Raw genomic sequence first — 22,583 nt, 5'->3', positions numbered from 1 at the left:
TCCAGTATAGCATAGATACGAGCAAACATTCGCATCGGTTCTCTTTTAAAAAAGCCCGTCCCGCAGTTCATTCACGCGAGGACGGACCTTTATGAGGCTGTTCAAAAAATCGTCTTCCCAGGACGGAGTTGACCTGACTTTTTGAACTCGCCCTTTAAGCCGATATCAATAAGCAGTCTTGCTGCGCACTTCAAAAATAGCAAACTTCAAGTAATGCCCTTCGTCTACACCCAGAATTTGGGGATGGTCTTTTCCTGCGGCCCGCCATTCCACAAGCCGCAGCACTTTGCCTGCATCCTCGGCTGCATCCAGAATGGTCTCCAGGAACAAGTCCGGGCGCATGTGATAGGAACAACTGGCGGTGACCAGATACCCTCCCTCATTCACCAGCTTCATCCCGTGAAGGTTGATATCCTTATAGCCGCGAACCGCTCCCTTGACTGCCGTCTTGGTCTTCGCGAAGGCCGGAGGATCAAGAATGACAACATCCCAGGTCTGCCCACCTCCGGCGGTCAAGGGTACAGACGTATCGACCTTGCCTGCACCTGCCGCTCTGAGCTGGCGCTCTTCCAGGCCCTTTACTTGACTCCGCAAATACTCAAAGGCATCCGCCACAACAAACTCCACACGATCCGTAAAATCATTCAACTGTACATTGCGCTTGGCGCTTTCGATGGCATGCTCGGAAATATCGAGACAAGTGACCTTCTTGGCCCCATATTGGCAGGCGTGAAGGGTAAAGCTCCCCGTATGCGAGAAGCATTCCAGCACCGTGGCCCCATCCCAATACGGGAAGCCAACCTCTTTGCCATTGCGGTTCACGGGTACATGCCGCACTTCCCCCTGCTCATTAGAGATTTCCTGCAGCGTAATGCCGCTTCTAGCACCCCAACCGGTCATAAGTGGCCGAATCGAGGCCCGATTCTCTCTTTGATCGAAGAAATACCCTGTCTTCTGCCCTTGTTCAATATCCACCTCGATCTGAAGCCCATTCTCCGTAACGGTTACATAGCGGGGAGGTTCACCATAAATGGCTCCCTTCACCTGTTCCAGGCCCTCCATTTGCCTTACGGATACATCGCTACGCTCGTAAATCCCCACAGGCCGCAGCACCTCGGAGAGCGCAGTGACAATTTGCTCACGGCAACGGTCCATCCCCAGTGTCAGCAATTGCACAACGAGTACATCAGCGAATTTGTCCACAATCAGTCCGGGCAGGAAGTCTGCCTCCCCATAGACAAAGCGGTAGGAGGATTCGTTGACGAAGCGTTCCCGATGTCTGAGACATTCGGTAAACCGGCGAACAAAAAAGGACGTATCCATATCCGTTATTGGTGTATAGGATACAATCCGTACCGTAATCTGTGAAGCCGGGTTATAGTATCCCGTTGCCAAATAACGCTGCCGATGATCCTTAACCTCGACAAGTCCACCAGGTACAGGCTCCCCCTCAACCCTATCTATCTCATTTTTAAATACCCAGGGATGCCCCTTCTCCAATCGTTTCTTCCGGCTGCGCTGCAATATGACCGTTGCCATTCTTTATTCACTCCTAAGCAATTTGTAGATTCGGATAGCTATGTTCAAGCGGGACTACCCAGGTATGATCGTAATCCCCGGATCATATATGTAACTTGTACACATTTTTCAGGGAAGGAGGCGTGCTGCCATGTTTCAGGAAATCTGGTTGCCGGTGACATGGGGTCTGGTCGTATTCCTGCTTGGTATGAAAGTCATGGAATCTGCCCTGCACGTCTGGGCTGGTCCCAAGCTGATGGCCTTCCTGCACCGGACGACGCGTACCCCCTGGACCGGACTCGTCTCCGGGACGTTCATTACAGCCCTGCTTCAGAGCAGCACCGCGGTCACGGTCATGACCATTGGACTTGTCAATGCCGGACTGATCTCCTATGCCCGTACGCTAGGAATTATTCTCGGCGGCAACATCGGAACCTGTCTGACGACAGAGCTCATCGCCCTCAACCTTACGCGCCTTGGCACTCCGATGCTTATTATATCGCTAATATTGTGGGCGGCAGCCGTACTTGGCGAAGAAATGCTGCCCTCCTGCTTCAAACGCAAGCTTCCCTTCCTGCTCCCCTTACAGTATGGGGCCTTGGCCAGCGCTGGCTTCAGTCTGGTCATGATCGCCATCCGCATGATGCAATCTATTGGTCCCGCTCTGGAAGAGCGCGGCATCATTTCCTGGCTGCTGACCCATGCCACTGGCAATGTACTCTGGGGCGCTCTGGCAGGTGCTATACTCACCGCAATCATTCATAGCAGTGCAGCGGTAGTCGCTATGACCATGGGGCTGGCCGCCAGCGGAGTTCTGCCGATTGAGTTCGGCATCGCCATCGTGATCGGCTCGAATATAGGCACTTGCCTCACCGCCATGATTGCAGCAATTGGAGGAACCCGGTCCGGCCGATTTGTTGCCTGGTCGCACGTGATCCTAAACGTGCTTGGCGCCATCTTGTTCCTTCCGTTAATCCCTCTATTAGAAGCAGCAGCAAGCTGGCTGACCGGTGATCTCGCTGCACAAATCGCCCATACGCAAACCATCTTCAATGTAGTCTGCTCCCTGCTTGCTTTACCATTTTGCTATTTGCCGATATGGTCCAGGCTGGAATCCCCTCGTTTAAGCTTCCCGAATTCGGGTCCCGGAAACGCCCCTTAGCCCTGAGGCTCGATGCCCAGCAGCCTTAACGCTTTTTCCAAAATAAAATCATTATTATCATAACCTGCATTGCATTGCTTCCGCCACGCCTCCTGCGGCTCATACCAGGATACACTGCGAATTTCCTCCAGTTGGGGGCGCAGAACACCACTTTGCCATTTTACGAGGTAATAGTGCACTTCCTTGTCCACACTGCCCAATGAAGGGTGGTGATAAGTATAAGGGATGATATCGATAAGTTCATCGATTTTGCCTACGATACCGGTCTCCTCCTGTATCTCGCGAAGTGCTGTCTGCTCCACAGTTTCGCCCGCTTCCCGCTTTCCTTTGGGGAACGAGATTTTCCCATATCGGTCGGTAATGAGCTGAATTTGCATCCGGTTATTCTCGATGCGATAGACAACGCCCCCCGCAGAGATTTCTTTGAATGACATTCTGGCTGTACCTCCTTCAGTAGTAAGAACGCTGATCTGGCGAAAGAACATAAACATATATGTAACAACAAGGATTTCAGCTTGCGCCGAAATCCTTGTGATGCCCAGGGAAGCGGGCAAACGTTATTAAGCCAAGGCCTCGTCCAGTATACGGACAAGCTCGCCTTTGCTCGTATTGATATCTGCTTCAGTCAGCTTGACCCGGCATAATTTCCCGGTCAGTGCCGAAGTCCCCGGGAATCGAACCTGCAAGTAGTTGTCGCTAAACCCGGTCACAAGGCCGTCTCCCGAGGTTCCCTTCTCATCGTTTTCGGGGATAACATCAAGTACCTGACCTACAAATTGCTTGGCATAGGCAAGCTGCATTTGCTCCGATAAATCGATCAATTCATGCACACGGGCATGCTTGACCTCTTCGTCCACCTGATCCTCCATCCGGGCTGCCGGTGTACCGGTGCGCTTGGAATAAGGGAATACGTGCATCTCCGAAAAACCGATGCGCTTGATGGCTTCAAAGCCCTCACGGAATAATTCGTCAGTCTCTCCGGGGAAGCCAACAATGATATCGGTTGTGATAGCAACATCCGGCATAAATTGGCGAATCATGGCTATCTTCTGCTCGAATTCCTCGACAGTATATTTTCTTCTCATCCGTTTGAGCACTTCATTGCTGCCAGCCTGCAGCGGAATATGAAAATGGCGGCACATCTTGGCAGAGCCCTTCAGCACCTCAAGCATACGTTCGTCAATTTGACTGGCTTCAATAGAACTGATACGAATACGTCCCAGTCCTTCCACCTTGTCCAATTCCCATAGCAGGTCCGACAAGCGGTAATTCTCCAGGTCATCCCCGTACCCGCCAGTGTGGATGCCCGTCAGCACGATTTCCTTATATCCGGCAGCTACCAACTGACGCGCTTGCTTCACAACGCTTTGTGGGTCCCGGCTGCGGGATAATCCCCGCGACCACGGAATGATGCAGAAGGTGCAGAAGTTGTTGCACCCCTCCTGAATTTTGAGGAACGCACGGGTATGGTCGGCAAAATCCGGCACGTCCAGTTCCTCGAACTCCCGCGTCTTCATAATATTGCGCACGGCATTAATCGGCTTGCGTTGATTCTGTAATTCCTTGACATAAGGAATAATCTTCTCGCGATCCTGGGTCCCGATCACAAGATCAACACCGGGGATGTCGAGAATTTCCGCCGGAGAGGTTTGAGCGTAACAGCCTGTCACAGCCACAATCGCGTCCGGGTTGCGGCGCACGGCACGCCGAATAATTTGGCGGCTCTTTTTGTCCCCCGTATTGGTTACAGTACAAGTATTAATTAGATAGACATCCGCAGCAGACTGTTCAAAATCCACCTGCTCATAGCCTTCATTTTTAAACAATTGCCAAATGGCTTCCGTATCATAGAAATTCACTTTACAGCCCAAGGTGTAAAAAGCGACTTTTGGCATCGCTTATCCCCCCATTTCTCCAGATTCATACATGATGCAAGTTAGTGCAGCCATCGCCGCTGTTTCCGTACGTAAAATACGTCGGCCCAAGCCAACCGACTTCGCTCCGGCAGCCTCCGCTGCCTGAACCTCTTCTTCGCTAAAACCGCCCTCCGGACCCACAACAACGGCAATATGGCAGGTTTGTTCAGTATTCAGTTCTGCCACAAAGGGCTTCAGCACCTCTCGCAAGGCGCTGCCATGCTCTTTCTCATAACATAAGCATACCAAATCATATCCTTCAAATGCAGCAAGCAGCTCATTCCATGGAACGGGCCCCTCTACCGCAGGAATTTTGCTGCGATGGGCTTGCTCTGCCGCTTCCTTGGCAATTTTCTGCCAACGGCCAAGACGCTTCTCTTCCTTCTTCCGATCATACTGCACGACCGTCCGTGCCGAAAGAAAGGGAAGAAAACGGGAGGCGCCTATTTCCGTACATTTCTGGATGACGATCTCCATCTTGTCGCCCTTTGGCAAGCTTTGGGCTACCGTCACCTGCAGCCAAGGCTCGCCAGAGGAAGGCAAAGCATCCAGAATCTCTGCCGTAACGGCTTGAGGTTCTATTGTCTTTACCTCCACAAGCACCTCACGGGAGGAGCCATCGCTTACAATAAATTTATCTCCCGGCTTGGAACGCATGACACGCCCAATATGACGGGCATCCTCACCAGTAATAATTACTTCCTGCTCGCCGAATTGCTCCGGTTCCACAAAATATCGTTGCATCTTCATCCATCCTTGCTCTGTAAATGCCCCTATTTCGACTAGAAAAAGCCCAAATAACATCATACAATGTTTAAATCCAGCTTGCCAGCACTACGCCACCCTAAGAATATCCTCCGAACAGAATCAGGAAAAACTGGGCAAATTGAAAATACAGCGCCTGAGCCGCTTGGTACAACGGTGTAATCGTGTACGCTCGCAATGCAGGAATAAACAAGATCAGCAAGAAAATCAACATCGACCATTGCTCATATTGATGCAACTTTCCCTGCACCGAACGCGGCGCCAAATCTTCGACCAAGCGATAGCCATCCAGAGGCGGCAACGGAATAAGATTGAATAAAAACAAAAAGAAGTTCAGAACGGTAAATAAATTAAAGAAAATTAAAATCGCTTGCAGCAATCTTTCATTGCTAATGCTATCAAGGACACCAAATTGAGCTAGCATAACGTAAATCAACGTCCCCAGCACACCCAGCAGTAAGTTGCTGAGCGGCCCGGCTATTGACACAATGGCTCCCATTAAGCGGGGATTGCTGAAGTTCTCACGATTGACCGGAACCGGACGAGCCCAGCCAAAACCGGCCAGCAGCAGCAATACAATACCGAAAAAATCGAAGTGGACGGCTGGATTCAAGGTTACCCGGCCCAGCAGCTTGGCCGTAGGATCTCCGAACTTATTAGCAAAATACGCATGGGAGAACTCATGCAGCGTAAAGGCGATCACCAAAGTAATCAGATAAAAAGGAAGCTGTTCCAACGGGACCTGCAGTATGCGATCCAAAAAATCCATGACTGGTTACCTCTTTCTCGCCACAAAAGCTACCCAATCTTCTTCCCGGGCGGTCCGTTCCAATTCAAAACCCGCGGCAAGCAGTGCTTCTTCTACGGCTTGTTCTTTATTTTTATAAATGCCGGAGGCAATATAATAGCCCCCAGGCGTCAGAGCTTGATATACATCGTCAATAAAGAGCAATATAATTTCCGCCAAAATATTGGCAACCACGACGCGTACCGGTAATTGTACGGCAACGCTTCCGCTGCCTTCACCCTTAATGACAGACAACAGGTCGCTTTCTACTACCTGAATACGTTCCTCCAGCTTGTTCAGCCGGGTATTCTCTGTCGCACTGGACACAGCCACAGGGTCCAGGTCCAGAGCAAGCACCCGCGATGCTCCCAGGCGGCAGGCGCCAATGGCCAAAATGCCGGAGCCTGTACCGACATCAATGACTTCGTCTCCCTCGCTGATGATATTCTCCAGCGTGCGCAAGCAAAGGGATGTCGTAGGATGCGTTCCAGTCCCGAAGGCCATCCCCGGGTCAAGCTCGATAATTTGCTCGCCTGCTCGCGGGGTATAATCCTCCCAGGTTGGCTTGATAGTCAGCCGCTCCGACACGCGCAGCGGCTTGAAATATTGCTTCCAGTTGTTGGCCCAGTCATCCTCGCTGACATCGCGAACCGAGATTTCTGCGGCCCCGGGGTCTATATCATAGCCCTTAAGCTCTTCAATCCGGGTCTGAACCTCTTGAACGACCTGTTCAATGCTAAGTCCTTCCGGGAAATAGCCGCTGATCTTGGCCTCTCCTTCGGGAATATCGTTTGGGGGAATCTCGAACCATTGGCCAAGTGAGGTATCCCGTGGTTTATCGTTATCGACATGCTCCTCGATGGTCACTCCACCTGCTCCCGCTTCGTGCAAGAAATTAGAAATCATTTCAACGGCTTCTTCTGTTGTATGTATGGTTATTTCCTTCCAAATCATCGTATGTTTTCCTCCTTGACTTACATGCATAAGAAATATTGTACTATAGAATGCAGATAGTGACAAAGCAAGACGGGGGCAACCGATTGTCCGGTTGCCCCCGTCTGATATTCATCTCCCTATAGCTTCAGCCGCTCGCTTTTTTGCGCTTCCAACCGCTCATCCCGCTCAAGCGTCTCCCAGTCCTCATAATTAGCCAGGTCCTCCAGGGCCTCAGGATCTCTGTCATACTCCGTATACGTCTTATCCAGCTTGATCTCTACTCGATGATTACGTCGTTCTTCGCGGCTCATAGCTGCTCCCCCCTTCCAGTCGGTATTTATACCATGCCCCCGGCTTCCTCAATAATACGAAGAGTCTGGTGGTGTATGGCATCATGCACGACTACCGTGAGTAATATATCGCGTCCATTCGGACCGCTCTCTCCGCCATGACTCAGTCCACTGCTGACCGGATCTGCCGCCTCCGCAATTCCAGCCGTAAAATGGGTGATCCCGGCTGAATCCTCCACCTCGCCACCGTAACGTTGGAACCGGGCGATGGACAAATCCGCTACCCTCAAGGCGGCTAATTTGCGAGCGACTCCCTCCGCTTCCTCAGGACTTTTGAAATAAGCTAATATGTTCTTCTCGGCCATGCTTCCTCCCTGCCTCCTCGGGGCTTCATAGAATTGCACATAAGTACAGTCCGTTACCATGATAGGATGCAGCCAGTGCTGTAGCTTTATACTCTTTGTTCTTTCTGAATTACCTATTTGAAATTTTATTTTAAATTTGAAACCTACCTAGAACTTACCCCGTATTATTAGCTAGGAAACAGAAGAAACTTATATTTTACAGGAGGGTTCCTAAGTTCCATGATGAAAAGAGTAATGTTAGTTGTAATGGCTTTCACTGTATTTTTCACCTTTGTTGCTCCGGATTTTGCAGATGCCAGACGCGGAGGCTTCAAGTCAGGACCACGCAGCTATAATCCTGCCCCCAAGAAGCCTGCACAAAATGAAAATCACAACATGACCGGGAACCGGGCGGGAGCCAATACGGCAAATACAACGGCGAACCGTGGTTTCTTCAGCGGAGGCGGCTTAATGCGCGGGTTGGTTGTCGGCGGTCTGGCCGGAATGTTATTCGGCAGCTTGTTTGCGAACATGGGTTTCTTTGGAAATCTATTGGGACTTGCCGTGAACCTGCTGGCCATCTATCTGTTGATCATTGCTGCCATGGCTTTATACCGCCGCTTCAAAAAACCTAGTCAAGACGATTATCACCGTGGAGGAAGATACTAAGCCATGGTCTTGAGCATGGATGAAATTATCAACGCCGTTTGCCTGAATACGGCTGAACGTGTCGGGGTTCGCCCGACCGATGTTCAGGTCGAATTAAGCTGGGATGAAGATACGGGCTATACCGGAGAGGTTTGGGCAAACGGGCGCAGCCGTTACCTGGTTGAAGCCAATCTGATGGAAGCTATTATGCAGTACATGCACCGCGAATATGATCGCCGCGTATTTCGGGAGGATATCCGTCTGGAATTGCATGAAGAGATCATCGCAGTCATTCAGGAGCAGAACTAAGGCGCAGGTCCAAGACACAGCAAAAAGGAAGACCTCAAGCTCGGCATGATGAAGCTTCAGTAAATAAATAAAGCGCGAGTCCAGGATAGCTCATTCCTGGACTCGCGCTTTTCTATTATTGCTAATCTCCGCGAAACGCCCGTTTCATACGGTCAAAGAAAGACTGCTCATGCTCGTGCGTCTGCTCGCCATCAAGCGAAGCGAACTGGCGCATCAGTTCTTTCTGTTCCTCGCTCAGCTTGCTCGGCGTAACGACCACCACTTTGACATGTTGATCGCCTTGGCCAATCCCTCTTAACCGAGGGACCCCTTTACCCTTGAGTCGGAAGTAGGTCCCGGTCTGGGTGCCAGCCGGAATTTTCAGTTTGACCCTCTCCGTCAGCGTAGGAATTTCAATTTCATCACCCAAGGCCGCTTGGGCAAAGGTCAATGGGAACTCACAATAGATATCGTCGCCTTCCCGCTCAAAGAAGTCATGGGATTTGACGCGAATAATAATGTAAAGATCGCCAGCAGGACCGCCGCGGAGTCCACCTTCGCCTTCCCCTGACATCCGCAATTGAGCCCCATCGTCTACCCCGGCAGGGATGCGAACATGGATTTTACGTTGCTTCTTGACACTGCCGCTTCCTGCACAGGTTGGGCATTTTTCCTTAATGACTTGCCCCTTGCCACCACAATGGCTGCACGCCCGGCGATTGACCATCCGGCCAAACGGCGTATTCTGTACAACCTCCTGCTGTCCTGTGCCATGGCAGACCGAACAGGTCTCCGGCTTCGTTCCAGGCTTGGCTCCTGTACCAAAACAAGTGTCACAGCCTTCCGTGCGCGGGATATTAATATCTGTTTCCTTCCCGAATACGGCTTCCTTGAATTCAATGGTCATCGTATATTGCAGATCATTGCCACGCTGCGGAGCATTTGGGTCACGTCTGCCTCCGCCTCCGCCAAAGAACATATCAAAGATATCGCCAAAGCCGCCAAAATCGCCGCCTCCGGAAAATCCTCCGCCCATGCCTGCATTTGGATCGACATGACCGTACTGATCATAACGCGAGCGTTTCCCCGCATCGCTCAGTACATCATAAGCTTCTTTAACCTCTTTAAATTTCGCTTCCGCATCCGCGGCTTTATTCACGTCCGGGTGATACTGACGAGCCAGCTTGCGGTAAGCCTTCTTGATGTCATCGTCAGAGGCATCTTTGCCCAGACCCAGCACCTCGTAGTAATCGCGTTTTTCTGCCATCCTTCCACCCCCGTCTGACTAATGGATTCTATTGTCCACTTCTGGACAGCGATCCCTATATCCGGCAAAAGGAAAGTCAAAGTGCGGAACAGCCCGCGCTTTGACCTTCCCAACTGCTAATCTATGTGCCTGCTTCCACTTCGTGAAAGCTTAACCTTATTTCTTGTCTTCGTCAACCACTTCATAATCAGCATCAACGACATTATCACGGCCAGGACCACCTGCGGCGTTGCCTGCATCAGCTGCTTCGCCTTGAGCTTCCGCAGCTTGGGCAGCTTGCTCATACAACTTGACGGACAATTGCTGAACGATCTCGGTCAACTTCTCGGAAGCTGCCTTGATTTGCTCCAGGTCTTCACCTTCCAAAGCCTTCTTCAATTCTTCCTTGGCTGCATTGGCTTTTTCCGTCTCAGCAGCATCTACCTTGTCGCCAAGTTCTTTGATTGTTTTATCTACGCTATAAATCAATTGGTCGCCATTATTTTTCGCTTCAACCAATTCTTTGCGCTTCTTGTCTTCCTCAGCATGCAGCTCGGCATCCTTCATCATGCGCTCCACTTCGTCGTCGCTCAAGCCGCTGGATGAAGTAATTGTAATTTTTTGGCTCTTGCCGGTGCCCTTGTCGGTTGCCGATACGTTCACGATACCATTGGCATCAATATCAAAGGTAACTTCGATCTGCGGCACACCACGCGGCGCCAATGGAATATCCCCTAACATGAAGCGTCCCAGCGTTTTGTTGCCAGCCGCCATCTCACGTTCCCCTTGCAATACGTGGATTTCAACACTAGGCTGATTGTCCGCATAGGTAGAGAAAACTTGCGATTTGCTGGTAGGAATGGTGGTGTTGCGCTCGATCATTTTTGTAAATACGCCACCAGCAGTTTCAATCCCCAGAGACAACGGAGTAACGTCCAGCAATACAACATCCTTCACATCGCCAGTCAATACGCCCGCTTGAACAGCTGCCCCCAAGGCAACCACTTCATCAGGGTTAACCCCTTTGTGAGGCTCCTTGCCGGTCAGCTTCTTGATCGCTTCCTGTACCGCAGGAATACGCGTAGAGCCTCCCACAAGTACAATCTTGTTAATATCAGCAGGAGTCATGCCTGCATCACTCAAGGCACGGCGAGTTGGACCCAAGGTGCGTTCAACAAGATCTGCAGTCAATTCTTCAAATTTGGCACGAGTCAGACTGAGCTCCAAATGCTGAGGAACTCCGTCAGCCACGGTAATAAACGGCAAGGAAATCGTGGTCGTCAATACGCCGGACAATTCCTTTTTCGCTTTTTCCGCAGCATCCTTCAGACGTTGAACCGCAGCTTTATCCTTGCTCAGGTCAATACCTTGGTCTTTCTTGAACTCGGCTACCAAATAATCAATGATCTTCTGATCGAAGTCATCGCCACCCAGGTTGTTGTCGCCACTGGTTGCTTTTACTTCAAAAAATCCATCGCCCAGCTCCAGAATGGAAACGTCAAATGTACCGCCACCAAGGTCGTATACGAGAATCGTTTGATCATCCGACTTCTCCATACCATAGGCCAAAGCTGCAGCTGTAGGCTCGTTGACAATCCGCAGCACTTCAAGCCCGGCAATTTTACCGGCGTCCTTGGTTGCTTGACGTTGGCTGTCATTGAAATAAGCCGGTACGGTAATGACCGCTTGAGTAACTGGCTGGCCAAGATAGGCTTCCGCATCAGCTTTTAGCTTTTGCAAGATAATGGCCGAAATTTCTTGTGGAGTATATTCTTTGCCATCAATCGATTCTTTGTGATTAGTACCCATATGTCTCTTGATAGAGATAATTGTACGATCAGGGTTAGTAATTGCCTGGCGTTTGGCCGTTTCCCCTACTACCCGTTCTCCGTCTTTCTTAAAGCCTACCACGGAAGGCGTTGTACGCGCTCCTTCCGGATTAGGAATAACTACCGCCTCGCCGCCTTCCATCACGGCAACACAGGAGTTGGTGGTTCCAAGGTCAATTCCGATTACTTTGCTCATTTGCTTATGTCCTCCTTAAAATGGGTTGCTACCCCTGTATGATCTGTGTGATTACCCGCTAACCTTAACCATGGCCGGGCGCAGTACCTTATCCTTCAGCATGTAGCCTTTCTGAACCTCTTCCACTACAATGCCTTCCTCATATTCCTCAGACTCGACCTGCATAATAGCCTGATGGAACTCCGGATTAAACGGTTGCCCTACAGTCTCCATCGGAACAAGGCCTTCTGCACTAAGTACACCTTCAAGCTGGCGGAATATCATTTCAACGCCCTTGGTATAGGATGCAGCTTCAGGGCTGTCTCCCGCCGTACCAAGCGCTCTTTGAAAATTATCGATAACGGGCAATAGCTCGGTAATCAGCTTCGCAGAAGCGTATTTGCCCAGTTCTTCCTTCTCCTTCACCGTACGGCGTCGGAAATTATCAAAATCGGCCTGCGTCCGAAGCAAGCGCTGTTGTCCTTCTTCATTTTCGGCACGAAGCTTCTCAACTTCCTCAGACAAGCTCACAGTATCGGCTGCCTGGTCGTTGCTGGCCGTCTCCTGACTGACTGCCTCGTCTTGCCTTACATCCTCATCGGGTGATTGGCGCAAATCCTCTTGTACGTTATCATTCATGTTCAATTCGTCCTCTTTACTTTCACTGTGATTGATGTTGTCTTGAATCGGCTGTGATTCCTTCAAGATGTTCACCTCCTTAAAGCACATGCGTAGCAAGCTTACTAATCGCTGTTACGACATTCTGGACAAAAATGCACTTAAGTCCTTCGATAAAATATCCAGAATCCGAATGACCCTGGCATATTCCATCCGCGTCGGTCCCAAAATGCCAATCGTTCCAACCGCTTCGCCTTCAATCCGGTAGGTCGCCGTAATCAGACTACAGTTGGCAAAGGCTTCATGGTCATTTTCAGTTCCAATACGCACCTGAACGCCGGATCCGGCAGATGCGGACGATATCATCTTGGTTAATGTCGGTGTTTCCTCAAGCAGGTCAAGAATGCTCTTCACCTTGTCGACATCACGGAACTCAGGTTGTGTGAGCATGTTCGTGGCTCCGCTCAGGAACAATCTTTGTCCCTCCAGTCCTGCACCCAGTGCTTCATCCAACATCTTCATCAATTCTTCAAAATGCTCGATGTGCCGCTGCATCTCCTGCCCGATCTCACTATACAAAGCCGCCTTCAGCCTGTAAATAGGCACACCGGCCAGCTTGCGGTTCAGCAGGTTCACCACGCGCTCCATCTCAGAAACAGAAACCCCGGCTGGCAGTGAGACCGTCTTGTTCTCCACCTGCCCCGTGTTGGTCACCACAATAGCCACCGCCGTATCTTCATTTAATGGCAGTAGTTGAAAATGGCGTAAAGATGTCTGGAAAACCTCCGGTCCCAGCAAGATGGAGGTGTAGTTGGTCATATGGGATAAAATCGTTCCCGCATGCTGAATCACTTGTTCTGTCGCACTCAGCTTCTCGGCAAAAAAGGCTTTGAGGGTCACAATCTCTTCCTTCTCGAGGAGATTAAATGGCGTCAGATGATCTACATAATAACGATATCCCTTATGTGAAGGAATCCGACCGGCCGACGTATGCGGCTGCTCCAGAAAGCCGAGTTCCTCCAAATCGGACATTTCATTACGGATGGTCGCCGGACTATACCCGACATCGCCCCGTTTGGAAATGCTTCGGGACCCCACCGGCTCCGCTGAACGGATATAGTCATCCACAATGGCTGTCAATATCATTCTTTGGCGTTCCGTTAACATGGCAATCCCTCCTGTGTTTAATTCATTGTCATTTATATCCTTGCCGCAATTCTTACTTCGTTAGCACTCGTTAACGTTGAGTGCTAATCGCTAATACAAAAATACCAAACCGACCTGACGATTGTCAAGTCAGTCCAGTATCTTAAGTACAGCTATTTCATCGCAGCAAAGTTGCTTCGCACAATTAACGCAATCCGTCCATACTTTTTCCGGGAAAATCTCCTTGCTTACTACATCAAATCCGTTCTTCACAAAGAAAGAAACCTCATAGGTCAAGGCCATGAGCTTGGGGATTCCCTGCTTGCGCGCTTCCTTCTCCAATTGCGCTACCAACCGGGACCCAAGCCCCTTACCCTTATGACCTTCGGCAATGCCAAGCGAGCGAATTTCCACCAATTCATCACCAAGCTGGCACAGCGATCCGCAGCCCACAACCTCGCCATCTACCTCGGCAACCACAAAGTTCTTGATTTGGCGCTCCAGTACCGCCCGGGAACGGGGCAACATAATCCCACGCTTGGCATAGTCCTCAATCATGATATAGAGAGGCTCAACATCTGCTAAATTCGCTTGTCTGCATACAATCACCGCTGGCACGCCCATTTCCCCCTTGCACTTTCAAATAATATGAATAAATATACATGATACAGTATAAAACTTCAAGAGGTTAACAAGCGTTGTTATAAAAAAATAGCCCGTGCATTTTTCCCCAACAGGAAAGCACGGGCTCCGTATTAATGAGTTTGTTTAATGAACTTATTTAATGAGTGTTTAAAAAGTCAGGTTTTCAGCACGGAGAACAGCCTTTACTACTATGGAACAAGAACGCCAACGAATTCGGCGAAGACCTCGTTACCAAACAACACGCCTTGATGGCTTAGCTTGTAGCCTTCGCCATCTTCATGTGCTTCCAGCAGGCTGGTCTTCAGCATTCTGGCCAGCGGCCCTGCAAACACATCGTCAAGCTCCTCGCCGAACTGCTTGTAAAAATCAGCCTTGCGGATGCCATCAAGCATGCGCAGACCAACCATCACAAAGTCCTCCATCGCCTCTTCACGCGATACCTCGAACTGCTCCAGCCGGGGGAATCCTTGCTTCGCTGCCTCAACGTAAGGAGTAACCCCCTTGATGTTGACATGACGCTGTCTGCCGAGATAGCCATGAGCTCCTGCTCCCAGTCCATAATAGTCCTCATTGCGCCAATACGTAATGTTATGGCGACTCTCATAACCAGGCTTGGCAAAATTACTGATCTCATATTGCCTGCGCCCTGCACTCTGCATTCTCTCCATTAGCAGAAGATACATGTTCAACTCATCCTCTTCGCTTGGCAAAGGAAGCTGGTTCTTATGATACATCGTATGAAACAATGTATTCTCCTCCACCTTCAAGCTATAAATCGAGTAATGGGGCAGTCCCAGCTCAAGCGCACGCGTAATGCTGTAATCCAACATCTCTACCGTCTGGTTAGGCAATCCGAACATCAAATCGATGGACAGATTGTCAAGTCCAACCATATGGGCATTCTCCAGGCTTCGGTAGACATCGTCCGTATTATGAATTCTGCCGATTCCGCTTAGCAGCTCATTCTGAAATGCCTGCACACCAAAGCTAACCCGGTTCACTCCCCCATCCTTCATCACACGCAGCTTCTCACGATCGGTGGTACCCGGGTTGGCCTCCATGGTAAATTCAATGTCCTCCGCCCAGCGAGGGTAGTGACGTTTAATGGAAGCGAGAAAGTACTCCATTTCCTCCGGCTTGAGCACCGTTGGCGTTCCGCCTCCCACGAAGATCGTACGAATTTCGACAGGTGGGGTCTGCTTCACCGAAAGTTCCATCTCCCGATCTAGGGCTTTCAAATAATCCATCACTGGCTGATCCTTCAATACATAGGAGTTGAAATCACAATAAAAGCATTTATTGGTGCAAAACGGAATATGAATATAGACGGCCTCCGGTGCATGCGTCGGCACTCCCTGCGCTGCTCCTTGGTTATACTGATTCATTAGGTCATGCCCCCTCTATACTAATAGTAGATAAAACACCGGACCTTCTCTTAAGTCAGGCTTGGAAAAAAGGAAAGCCTGACGGCTTCCCCCTGTTAATCTTCGTCAATTTTCAGTACGGCCATGAAAGCTTCCTGCGGCACTTCCACGTTGCCGACCTGCTTCATCCGCTTCTTGCCTTCCTTTTGCTTCTCGAGCAGCTTCCGCTTCCGCGAGATATCCCCGCCGTAACATTTGGCGAGTACATTCTTGCGCATTGCCTTTACGGTCTCACGGGCAATGACCTTCTGTCCGATCGAGGCCTGAATAGGCACCTCGAACATTTGACGCGGGATAAGCTCACGCAGCTTCTGACAAATAATCCGTCCACGATGATATGCTCGTTCCCGGTGCACGATGAAGGACAAGGCATCAACTTGTTCACCGTTCAGCAGAATGTCCATTTTCACCAGACTCGACTGACGATATCCGGATAGCTCGTAATCAAATGAAGCATATCCCTTCGTGCTCGATTTCAATTGATCAAAGAAATCATAAACGATTTCTGACAAGGGCACCTGATAAATAATCGTCACCCGTGTCGTATCGAGATACTCCATATTCACGAACTCGCCGCGCTTGCTTTGGCAAAGCTCCATAACCGTCCCTACATAATCATTAGGCACGATAATCGAAGCTTTGACGTAAGGCTCCTCGACGTATTCAATCTTGCCAACCTCCGGATAGTTGGACGGATTATCAATGGAGATCATTTCGCCATTAGTCAACGTAACATGATAAATAACACTTGGAGCTGTCGTAATCAACGGAATGTTGAATTCCCGCTCAATCCGCTCCTGAATGACGTCCATATGCAGCAGGCCCAAAAATCCGCAACGGAAGCCAAAGCCAAGCGCGCTTGAAGTTTCCGGTTCAAAGCTAAGCGAAGCATCATTTAATTGAAGCTTCTCCAGCGCTTCACGCAAATCGTTGTAATCCGATGTCTCAATCGGATACAGACCACAGTAAACCATTGGATTGATCTTACGGTAACCCGGCAACGGCTCTAGCGTCGGATTTTTCGCATCCGTTACAGTATCCCCGACACGCGTATCGCCAACCGTCTTGATCCCGGCTACGATAAAGCCAACATCGCCGACATTCAATTCATCCACCGCTGTCATACGCGGCATAAAGGCTCCGACCTCAATAACCTCAAAGGTTTTGTTCGTTGCCATCATGTGAATTTTGGAACCGGCCTTGATTTGCCCGTCAATGACGCGGACATAAACGATAACCCCTTTATACGGATCATAATGGGAGTCAAAGATCAAAGCCTTCAACGGATTTTCCGGATCTCCTGTTGGAGCCGGAACCTTCTGCACCACTTGCTCGAGAATCTCCTTGATGCCGATTCCCGCTTTGGCTGAAGCAAGCACAGCCTCGCTGGCATCAAGGCCAATGACATCTTCGATTTCTTCCTTTACCCGCTCAGGATCAGCGCTTGGCAAATCAATTTTGTTGATGACTGGCAATATCTCCAGGTTATTGTCCAGCGCCAGGTATACGTTGGCCAACGTTTGCGCTTCGATGCCTTGAGCCGCGTCCACGACCAATAAGGCGCCTTCACAAGCAGCCAAACTGCGGGATACCTCATACGTAAAATCCACGTGTCCCGGAGTATCGATAAGATTAAGCAGATATTCCTCACCATCATCAGCGCGATAGCTCAGACGCACTGCCTGCAATTTGATCGTAATTCCCCGCTCGCGCTCCAGATCCATGTTGTCCAGCACTTGCTCCTGCATCTCCCGGGAAGTAAGCGCTCCGGTGAATTCCAGAATGCGGTCTGCCAAGGTTGATTTGCCATGGTCTATATGTGCAATAATGCTGAAATTCCGAATTTTTTCCTGCCTTGCCCTAATCTCTTTCATTCTTACCCCCACCAAAAAGTGCTCGAAGTCTTACTGTAATTTATTAATTATAACAGTTGAGCAGGCAGGCAGCAACGACATTAAAGTACAGTCACTTAGTCGGAATATCTGGCAGATGCGCATCATGCACTGCCTGGATATCATCGAAGTAGAGAACACCTTGATGATCACCTTGATCCATAGAATTAACATAAAGGTTGAAGCCAGTTACCTGTTTCAACCCTTCCTTTGTTATCGGACCCCCTGAACTCCACGGAGCTACGACAAATTCATCGAAGGGTATGGTCAAATCATAGGCTTGGGCGGGCTCGATATTCGGATAGTATTCATAGGCTGTGCCGCTGATCAAAACCTGAATAACCAGTTTCAGCGGTTTTCCCTGCCCGGCATAAGCGCCTGTTTCATCTGTCTTTATCCAGATATGCAGCCCATTGCTCTCCGACCAGTCTACTGAATTCAAATTTTTACCTGCACCGGTATAGCCGGCCGTATTCACCGCATATTGATACTTCATACTGTATTGGCCGTTGAATTTCTCTTCCCCGCTCAAAGACACCCGGACATCATCTCCGCCTGCCTTGGGATACTTGGCAGACAATGCCTCATCAGAGCCGTCATAGGTTTCAAAATCATCAACCCATGAAGCCTCCAGCACTGGAGCCATATAGACATCATACAGTTCCAGATCATCCAGATAGAGACTGATTGGGGCATTTGCCTCCAAGCCGCTGCCAACCAGAGAAATGGCCAGCCCTTCAGCCGATGCAGCCGATGCAGCCTGATCAAGCTCGATGGACGTCTTATACTGATAATATGAAGCTCCCGACACGGTCACCTTGGTTAGTTCGGATAGCCGCTGACGAGTGGAGCCTTCCCCATATTTATGACTCCAATCCTCCGGATACATGGCGACAGCCTGTATCGTTGCAGCATCCTTGGCCATAGCGGCTGGAATCAGCGCCGACAGTTTAATGCGGCGTACTCGGGACAGATCGACGTCCGCCAGCGCCTTTTCGGTCAGTTGCAGCTTCAGCTCCTGCCAGGTTTGCGAAGCCTTCAGGCCCTTATCAATCTGAAACGCCAGCTTTCCGTTGTCATTGACATATTTATGAGCAAGCTTCATTTGAATATCGGCCGGATAGGTCCCATTATTTTTGAACCAGGCCAGACTCTCTGCGGTATCAAATGTCCAACTTTTTAGCTTTAGTTCAGGCACCTTCAGGGTTGCAGCAACCGTCTGCTCAAGAGCGGCTTTGCCCCCATGATAAGCCCGGACGGTTAGCTCGACGGTCGTTCCATTCAGCTCGACAGGCGGAGTCCAGGAGGCTGCATAATATCCATCCGGCCCCAACGACATTTGAATCTCTTGTCCTGCCTGCCCGATGCGGTAAACTACCTTATCAGGGACCAAGTTCAGCACTTTGGCGCGAACTGTAGTTGCGGCCTCGCTCACAGCCGTGGCATGAACAGGAGTTACAATATGAAGAAACGGCTGCTTGGGCCTTGTATTTACCTTGCGCCCATATACCTGCTCCCTCTGCAAATCTCCGGCAAATGCAGTGTACGGGTCCTTATAATAGTTAATAAAATCGTTCAGCAGCTCATGACTGCCTTTGCCGGGAACCTCTTTATATGGGACATACAAATTATTGTCTTCCCCAAAATTGGCCCAGGTCAGCATATAGGCAATTTTCCGAGCATCAGGATCGCTTTTGATGGCATTCATCACTTTGGTAAACCACTCTTTTTCATGATTCCCTGTTGTTTTCATCCCAGCGGCGCTATAGCCATACTCCGATAACGCCGCAATTTTCCCTTTGCTGTCTGCAAGCCCGGAGATCATCTTCAAATCTTTGACTAGCCCGGCAAGGAAGGCCTCGCTTCCGGCATTCTCCTTATTGTCATACTGGTCCATCCCTAAAATATCAACATACGAATCACCGGGATACGTCTTCAAGTATTCCTCTTCGTTGCCATTAAATGATCCGTTTGGCGAAAATACGTAGAGAAGATTGTGGACATGCTTCACATCGCGCAAGTATTCCACAGTATAACGGTATAGCTCCTTATATTCGCTTGTGGTTGTCGTCGCGGACCCCCACCAGAACCAGTTGCCGTTTTGCTCGTGGAACGGTCGAAAGAGCACCGGAATCAGTTTGCCCTGATCATCCTTTAATTGGTTGGCAAAGCTAGCGATCCGGTTGAGATATTTCTGGAAATCCGAATTCAGATCACCGCCTGGCAGCACACGGGCAGCTACGGATTTCACTGCCCCCTCCGAATTCCCCGTATCATTGAAGCTTCCGCCGGTGGCAAAATTGTAGGGATGCGTGCTTAACGTCACTATGCCGCCCATCTCGTACGCTTGCTTCATCGCGCTTGACAGCCCGATTCGGCTGGCTTCGTAATCTCCAGCCACCCCCGGCGGAGCTTCCAGCCCATCCAGGCTCAGTGTATCCCAGCCAAATACGGCCGGATAATCGCCAACCGAGTTTTTTACATCTGAAATGACTCGCCCCTGCGCATCCTTGCCCGCAAAGGAAACGGTTGTATCATGCTGATGTCCGAACAAAACAGCTTTCCCGCGCGTTTCATTTAAAAAGGCAAATAAAGACCGGGTTTCCGCCGTAGCATCGGCATCGGCCAAATCGACGTCCTGAGCCTTCGGTGCTGTTAATTTTCCGGAAAATGATTGCGCTTTCAAATTGTCGGATACTACCTCCTTCGTCTGAGGATTTGCCGCATGAACGGCATAACCTGGCATCGCCAGCGTCACAGCCAAGACTACTGCCGACAACAACCTGCAAGTCTTTCCTATCTTTCTTCTCATCAGCCTCACCCTTTAATTTAGAATATAAATATAAATATAAATATATTGGGAAGGGCAAGCAGACCGCAGCCCGAAGTCTATACTGTACTACCAGCAGCCGCTTGCCCATCACTCTATGAATTTATAGCTTTAACATTTCCTCCAGTACACGGTCGCTCAAGAAAGGCAAATATTCATGGCCGTATTCGTGATACACAACCAGCTCTTTGTCGGAAGCCATTTTGTTATAAGCGGCAAATTGCGTGTAGGGAGGGCACACCGTATCCGCCAATCCCGTGACAAAAACGACCTTCGCGCGAATGCGATCGGCCAAATTCTGAACATCGATATAGCCCAATTTGTTGAAGAAAGCCTCCTGCGTCCGGTGCAGCGGGTCCATAAACCGAAAATAGTACGCTAATTCCTCGTAGGCTGAAATTGTCACATCCATCTCCCAAGCCTTCTGATAATCGGATAGAAACGGATACACCGGGATAGCCAGCGCAACTCGCGGCTCCAAAGCGGCGCAGGCGATGGTCAGCGCCCCGCCCTGAGAGCAGCCATGGGCGCCAATCCGCTCCGGATCGACCTGTTCCATCGACATCAAAATGCGGACAGTCTGCACTAGATCCAGAAACACATTCCGGTAATAAAGCTTATCCGGGTTATCTTCATCAACGCCGCGAATAATATGTCCCTTCAACGTCGTTCCCTTGACCGTCAAATGATCCTCGGATAATCCGCCCTGGCCGCGGCAATCCATCGCCAGCACGGTAATGCCATGCGCCGCATAGGCCGCTTTGTCCGACCAATCCCCGCTTCCGGAATGATAGCCATGGAACAACGCCAGCCCTGGCCCTTTGCCTTGAGCAGCTCGCGGCTTCACATATTTGGCATGGACTCTAGCCCCTCCGACACCAGTAAAATAAAGATGATAGCACTCTGCCATCGGTGTCTGGAAATCGGCAGCCACCAGCTCATAGTCCAGACTCTGGGCCTCCAGCTCCTTCAATGCCCGCTCCCAGTAAGCATCAAAATCCTCCGGCTTCGGACTGCTGCCTTGATATTTCAGCAGTTCCTCAATTCGATCGTTAGCCATGCCCAATTTTCCCCTTTCACTGTGTTACATCACGCCGATTTCGGCGTCATCCCCAATTTCCTCATGCGTTGCCTTCACATAGTCTACAATTTCCTGAACTGTAGTATAAGCCAGACCTACATAAGTATCTGCAGCGCCATAGTATATCGCAATTTTGCCGCTTGCTGCATCTGTCAGCGTAGCACAAGGGAAAACAACATTAGGCACAAAGCCGCGCTCCTCATACCATTCCTCAGGCGTCAGTACGTAGGTGCTGGAGCGGTATTTGACGCGGGACGGCTCCTCCTTGTCAAGAATAACCGCGCCCATGCTGTACACCAGACCGTTGCAAGTTCCTGTAACTCCATGGTAGAACATCAGCCAGCCCTCGGAGGTTTCGATCGGAGCCGGACCTCCGCCAATTTTTACAGATTGCCACCAGCCCTGACCGCCCTTGGTCATCACATGACGATGCTTGCCCCAATATACGAAATCCGGACTTTCGCTAAGGAACACATCACCAAAAGGCGTGTGTCCGCTATCACTCGGACGAGACAGCATCACAAAATTGCCATTCAGCTTGCGAGGAAACAACACCCCGTTGCGGTTAAATGGCAAAAACGGGTTTTCCAGCCGTACAAACGACCGAAAATCCTGCGTTTTGGCAACGCCGATCGAAGCGCCATAAAAATCGGTGCACCAAATTATATAGTAAGTATCCTCTACCTTCACTAGCCGGGGGTCATAGGCATAATTCGGCTGAAACGGCCGCCCTGCCTCATCCACAAAGGAAATCCGCTCCTCTTCAATCGTCCAGTTCAGACCATCCTCACTCCGGCCCAGATGCAGATGTGGCCGCCCGTTAATCATTTCAGCGCGAAATACGCCGACGAATCGATCCTCATGCCATACAACTGCGCTATTGAAAATGCGGGCAATGCCCTTGACCGGGTTTCTTGAAATAACCGGGTTTTCACTATGCCTCCATACCGGTCCCACGGCTCCCTCCGGTTTATTTTGCCATGGGATATTCGGCAAATTCTCTCCAATAATTTTCACTGTGCTCATATAGCTGCTCCTTCCAG

Annotated in this window: 21 protein-coding genes; 3 read left to right on the top strand and 18 right to left on the bottom strand. The window is 50.2% G+C overall.

Features of this window, described 5'->3' with window-relative positions; translation table 11 throughout:
• Window positions 1-165: 165 nt before the first annotated feature.
• Entirely contained in the window at window positions 166-1,539 is a 1,374-nt protein-coding gene (locus tag C557_RS0115335) for a class I SAM-dependent rRNA methyltransferase (RefSeq protein ID WP_018752770.1), read from the bottom strand.
• 130 nt (window positions 1,540-1,669) lie between these two features.
• Between C557_RS0115335 and C557_RS0115330 the strand changes: the two genes are divergently transcribed.
• The gene (locus tag C557_RS0115330; protein WP_018752769.1) at window positions 1,670-2,680 is read left to right on the top strand and encodes a Na/Pi cotransporter family protein; all 1,011 of its coding nucleotides are present in this window, start codon (window positions 1,670-1,672) and stop codon (window positions 2,678-2,680) included.
• Here C557_RS0115330 and C557_RS0115325 read toward each other — a convergent pair.
• The 7 genes from C557_RS0115325 to C557_RS0115295 form a co-directional block, all read right to left on the bottom strand.
• Window positions 2,677-3,114 (bottom strand): NUDIX hydrolase, encoded by a 438-nt coding sequence (locus tag C557_RS0115325; RefSeq protein WP_018752768.1) that lies wholly within the window; start codon window positions 3,112-3,114, stop codon window positions 2,677-2,679. The genes C557_RS0115330 and C557_RS0115325 overlap by 4 nt on opposite strands.
• 126 nt (window positions 3,115-3,240) lie before the next feature.
• A complete protein-coding gene (gene mtaB, locus C557_RS0115320) occupies window positions 3,241-4,575 on the bottom strand; it encodes a tRNA (N(6)-L-threonylcarbamoyladenosine(37)-C(2))-methylthiotransferase MtaB (RefSeq protein WP_018752767.1) in 1,335 nt (444 codons plus the stop codon).
• A 3-nt stretch (window positions 4,576-4,578) separates the two neighbouring features.
• On the bottom strand, window positions 4,579-5,340 hold the full coding sequence (locus tag C557_RS0115315) for a 16S rRNA (uracil(1498)-N(3))-methyltransferase (protein ID WP_018752766.1): 762 nt from the start codon (window positions 5,338-5,340) through the stop codon (window positions 4,579-4,581).
• Between the two features lie 100 nt (window positions 5,341-5,440).
• A complete protein-coding gene (locus C557_RS0115310) occupies window positions 5,441-6,130 on the bottom strand; it encodes a site-2 protease family protein (RefSeq protein WP_018752765.1) in 690 nt (229 codons plus the stop codon).
• A 6-nt stretch (window positions 6,131-6,136) separates the two neighbouring features.
• Window positions 6,137-7,102: a 50S ribosomal protein L11 methyltransferase gene (gene prmA, locus C557_RS0115305; RefSeq protein WP_018752764.1), complete on the bottom strand. Its 966-nt coding sequence runs from the start codon at window positions 7,100-7,102 to the stop codon at window positions 6,137-6,139.
• 119 nt (window positions 7,103-7,221) lie between these two features.
• A complete protein-coding gene (locus C557_RS25000; protein ID WP_018752763.1) occupies window positions 7,222-7,395 on the bottom strand; it encodes a hypothetical protein in 174 nt (57 codons plus the stop codon).
• Between the two features lie 26 nt (window positions 7,396-7,421).
• Window positions 7,422-7,739 (bottom strand): hypothetical protein, encoded by a 318-nt coding sequence (locus C557_RS0115295; protein ID WP_018752762.1) that lies wholly within the window; start codon window positions 7,737-7,739, stop codon window positions 7,422-7,424.
• Window positions 7,740-7,958: 219 nt separating this feature from the next.
• Between C557_RS0115295 and C557_RS0115290 the strand changes: the two genes are divergently transcribed.
• Both C557_RS0115290 and C557_RS0115285 read left to right on the top strand, forming a co-directional pair.
• A complete protein-coding gene (locus C557_RS0115290) occupies window positions 7,959-8,387 on the top strand; it encodes a hypothetical protein (protein WP_018752761.1) in 429 nt (142 codons plus the stop codon).
• Window positions 8,388-8,390: 3 nt separating this feature from the next.
• Entirely contained in the window at window positions 8,391-8,675 is a 285-nt protein-coding gene (locus C557_RS0115285; protein ID WP_018752760.1) for a YxcD family protein, read from the top strand.
• Window positions 8,676-8,796: 121 nt separating this feature from the next.
• Here the strand turns inward: C557_RS0115285 and dnaJ are convergent, their stop codons facing one another.
• The 10 genes from dnaJ to C557_RS0115235 form a co-directional block, all read right to left on the bottom strand.
• Window positions 8,797-9,921 carry a molecular chaperone DnaJ gene (gene dnaJ, locus C557_RS0115280; protein WP_018752759.1) on the bottom strand — a complete coding sequence of 375 codons (1,125 nt, stop codon included), beginning with the start codon at window positions 9,919-9,921 and terminating at the stop codon, window positions 8,797-8,799.
• A gap of 156 nt (window positions 9,922-10,077) precedes the next feature.
• On the bottom strand, window positions 10,078-11,925 hold the full coding sequence (dnaK, locus tag C557_RS0115275) for a molecular chaperone DnaK (RefSeq protein WP_018752758.1): 1,848 nt from the start codon (window positions 11,923-11,925) through the stop codon (window positions 10,078-10,080).
• Between the two features lie 51 nt (window positions 11,926-11,976).
• Entirely contained in the window at window positions 11,977-12,609 is a 633-nt protein-coding gene (gene grpE / locus C557_RS0115270) for a nucleotide exchange factor GrpE (RefSeq protein ID WP_018752757.1), read from the bottom strand.
• Window positions 12,610-12,657: 48 nt separating this feature from the next.
• Window positions 12,658-13,689, bottom strand: a complete 1,032-nt coding sequence (hrcA, locus tag C557_RS0115265; RefSeq protein WP_018752756.1) for a heat-inducible transcriptional repressor HrcA — start codon at window positions 13,687-13,689, stop codon at window positions 12,658-12,660.
• A 129-nt stretch (window positions 13,690-13,818) separates the two neighbouring features.
• Window positions 13,819-14,292 carry an N-acetyltransferase gene (locus tag C557_RS0115260; protein WP_018752755.1) on the bottom strand — a complete coding sequence of 158 codons (474 nt, stop codon included), beginning with the start codon at window positions 14,290-14,292 and terminating at the stop codon, window positions 13,819-13,821.
• A gap of 209 nt (window positions 14,293-14,501) precedes the next feature.
• Complete coding sequence (gene hemW / locus C557_RS0115255; RefSeq protein WP_018752754.1) at window positions 14,502-15,698, bottom strand: radical SAM family heme chaperone HemW; 1,197 nt, start codon at window positions 15,696-15,698, stop codon at window positions 14,502-14,504.
• Between the two features lie 95 nt (window positions 15,699-15,793).
• Window positions 15,794-17,611: a translation elongation factor 4 gene (gene lepA / locus C557_RS0115250; protein ID WP_018752753.1), complete on the bottom strand. Its 1,818-nt coding sequence runs from the start codon at window positions 17,609-17,611 to the stop codon at window positions 15,794-15,796.
• Between the two features lie 91 nt (window positions 17,612-17,702).
• Complete coding sequence (locus C557_RS23630; protein ID WP_083930197.1) at window positions 17,703-20,441, bottom strand: glycosyl hydrolase; 2,739 nt, start codon at window positions 20,439-20,441, stop codon at window positions 17,703-17,705.
• Between the two features lie 121 nt (window positions 20,442-20,562).
• Window positions 20,563-21,519, bottom strand: coding sequence for an alpha/beta fold hydrolase (locus C557_RS0115240; RefSeq protein WP_018752751.1), 957 nt, complete (start codon window positions 21,517-21,519; stop codon window positions 20,563-20,565).
• Window positions 21,520-21,543: 24 nt separating this feature from the next.
• Window positions 21,544-22,566: a glycoside hydrolase family 130 protein gene (locus C557_RS0115235; protein ID WP_018752750.1), complete on the bottom strand. Its 1,023-nt coding sequence runs from the start codon at window positions 22,564-22,566 to the stop codon at window positions 21,544-21,546.
• Window positions 22,567-22,583: the final 17 nt, after the last annotated feature.

The organism is Paenibacillus sanguinis 2301083 = DSM 16941 (assembly GCF_000374825.1).
Classification (GTDB): domain Bacteria; phylum Bacillota; class Bacilli; order Paenibacillales; family Paenibacillaceae; genus Fontibacillus; species Fontibacillus sanguinis.
This window is presented reverse-complemented; position numbering and strand designations above follow the sequence as displayed.

Excerpts from the sequence above, each read along its gene's own strand:
- hrcA (WP_018752756.1), bottom strand. The coding sequence starts at position 13,689 with ATGTTAACGGAACGCCAAAGAATGATATTGACAGCCATTGTGGATGAC.
- C557_RS0115325 (WP_018752768.1), bottom strand. The coding sequence starts at position 3,114 with ATGTCATTCAAAGAAATCTCTGCGGGGGGCGTTGTCTATCGCATCGAG.
- C557_RS0115290 (WP_018752761.1), top strand. The coding sequence starts at position 7,959 with ATGATGAAAAGAGTAATGTTAGTTGTAATGGCTTTCACTGTATTTTTC.
- dnaJ (WP_018752759.1), bottom strand. The coding sequence starts at position 9,921 with ATGGCAGAAAAACGCGATTACTACGAGGTGCTGGGTCTGGGCAAAGAT.
- hemW (WP_018752754.1), bottom strand. The coding sequence starts at position 15,698 with ATGAATCAGTATAACCAAGGAGCAGCGCAGGGAGTGCCGACGCATGCA.
- C557_RS0115235 (WP_018752750.1), bottom strand. The coding sequence starts at position 22,566 with ATGAGCACAGTGAAAATTATTGGAGAGAATTTGCCGAATATCCCATGG.
- mtaB (WP_018752767.1), bottom strand. The coding sequence starts at position 4,575 with ATGCCAAAAGTCGCTTTTTACACCTTGGGCTGTAAAGTGAATTTCTAT.
- C557_RS23630 (WP_083930197.1), bottom strand. The coding sequence starts at position 20,441 with ATGAGAAGAAAGATAGGAAAGACTTGCAGGTTGTTGTCGGCAGTAGTC.
- C557_RS0115285 (WP_018752760.1), top strand. The coding sequence starts at position 8,391 with ATGGTCTTGAGCATGGATGAAATTATCAACGCCGTTTGCCTGAATACG.
- C557_RS0115315 (WP_018752766.1), bottom strand. The coding sequence starts at position 5,340 with ATGCAACGATATTTTGTGGAACCGGAGCAATTCGGCGAGCAGGAAGTA.
- C557_RS0115330 (WP_018752769.1), top strand. The coding sequence starts at position 1,670 with ATGTTTCAGGAAATCTGGTTGCCGGTGACATGGGGTCTGGTCGTATTC.
- C557_RS0115295 (WP_018752762.1), bottom strand. The coding sequence starts at position 7,739 with ATGGCCGAGAAGAACATATTAGCTTATTTCAAAAGTCCTGAGGAAGCG.
- prmA (WP_018752764.1), bottom strand. The coding sequence starts at position 7,102 with ATGATTTGGAAGGAAATAACCATACATACAACAGAAGAAGCCGTTGAA.
- C557_RS0115260 (WP_018752755.1), bottom strand. The coding sequence starts at position 14,292 with ATGGGCGTGCCAGCGGTGATTGTATGCAGACAAGCGAATTTAGCAGAT.
- dnaK (WP_018752758.1), bottom strand. The coding sequence starts at position 11,925 with ATGAGCAAAGTAATCGGAATTGACCTTGGAACCACCAACTCCTGTGTT.
- C557_RS0115240 (WP_018752751.1), bottom strand. The coding sequence starts at position 21,519 with ATGGCTAACGATCGAATTGAGGAACTGCTGAAATATCAAGGCAGCAGT.
- C557_RS0115335 (WP_018752770.1), bottom strand. The coding sequence starts at position 1,539 with ATGGCAACGGTCATATTGCAGCGCAGCCGGAAGAAACGATTGGAGAAG.
- lepA (WP_018752753.1), bottom strand. The coding sequence starts at position 17,611 with ATGAAAGAGATTAGGGCAAGGCAGGAAAAAATTCGGAATTTCAGCATT.
- C557_RS0115310 (WP_018752765.1), bottom strand. The coding sequence starts at position 6,130 with ATGGATTTTTTGGATCGCATACTGCAGGTCCCGTTGGAACAGCTTCCT.
- C557_RS25000 (WP_018752763.1), bottom strand. The coding sequence starts at position 7,395 with ATGAGCCGCGAAGAACGACGTAATCATCGAGTAGAGATCAAGCTGGAT.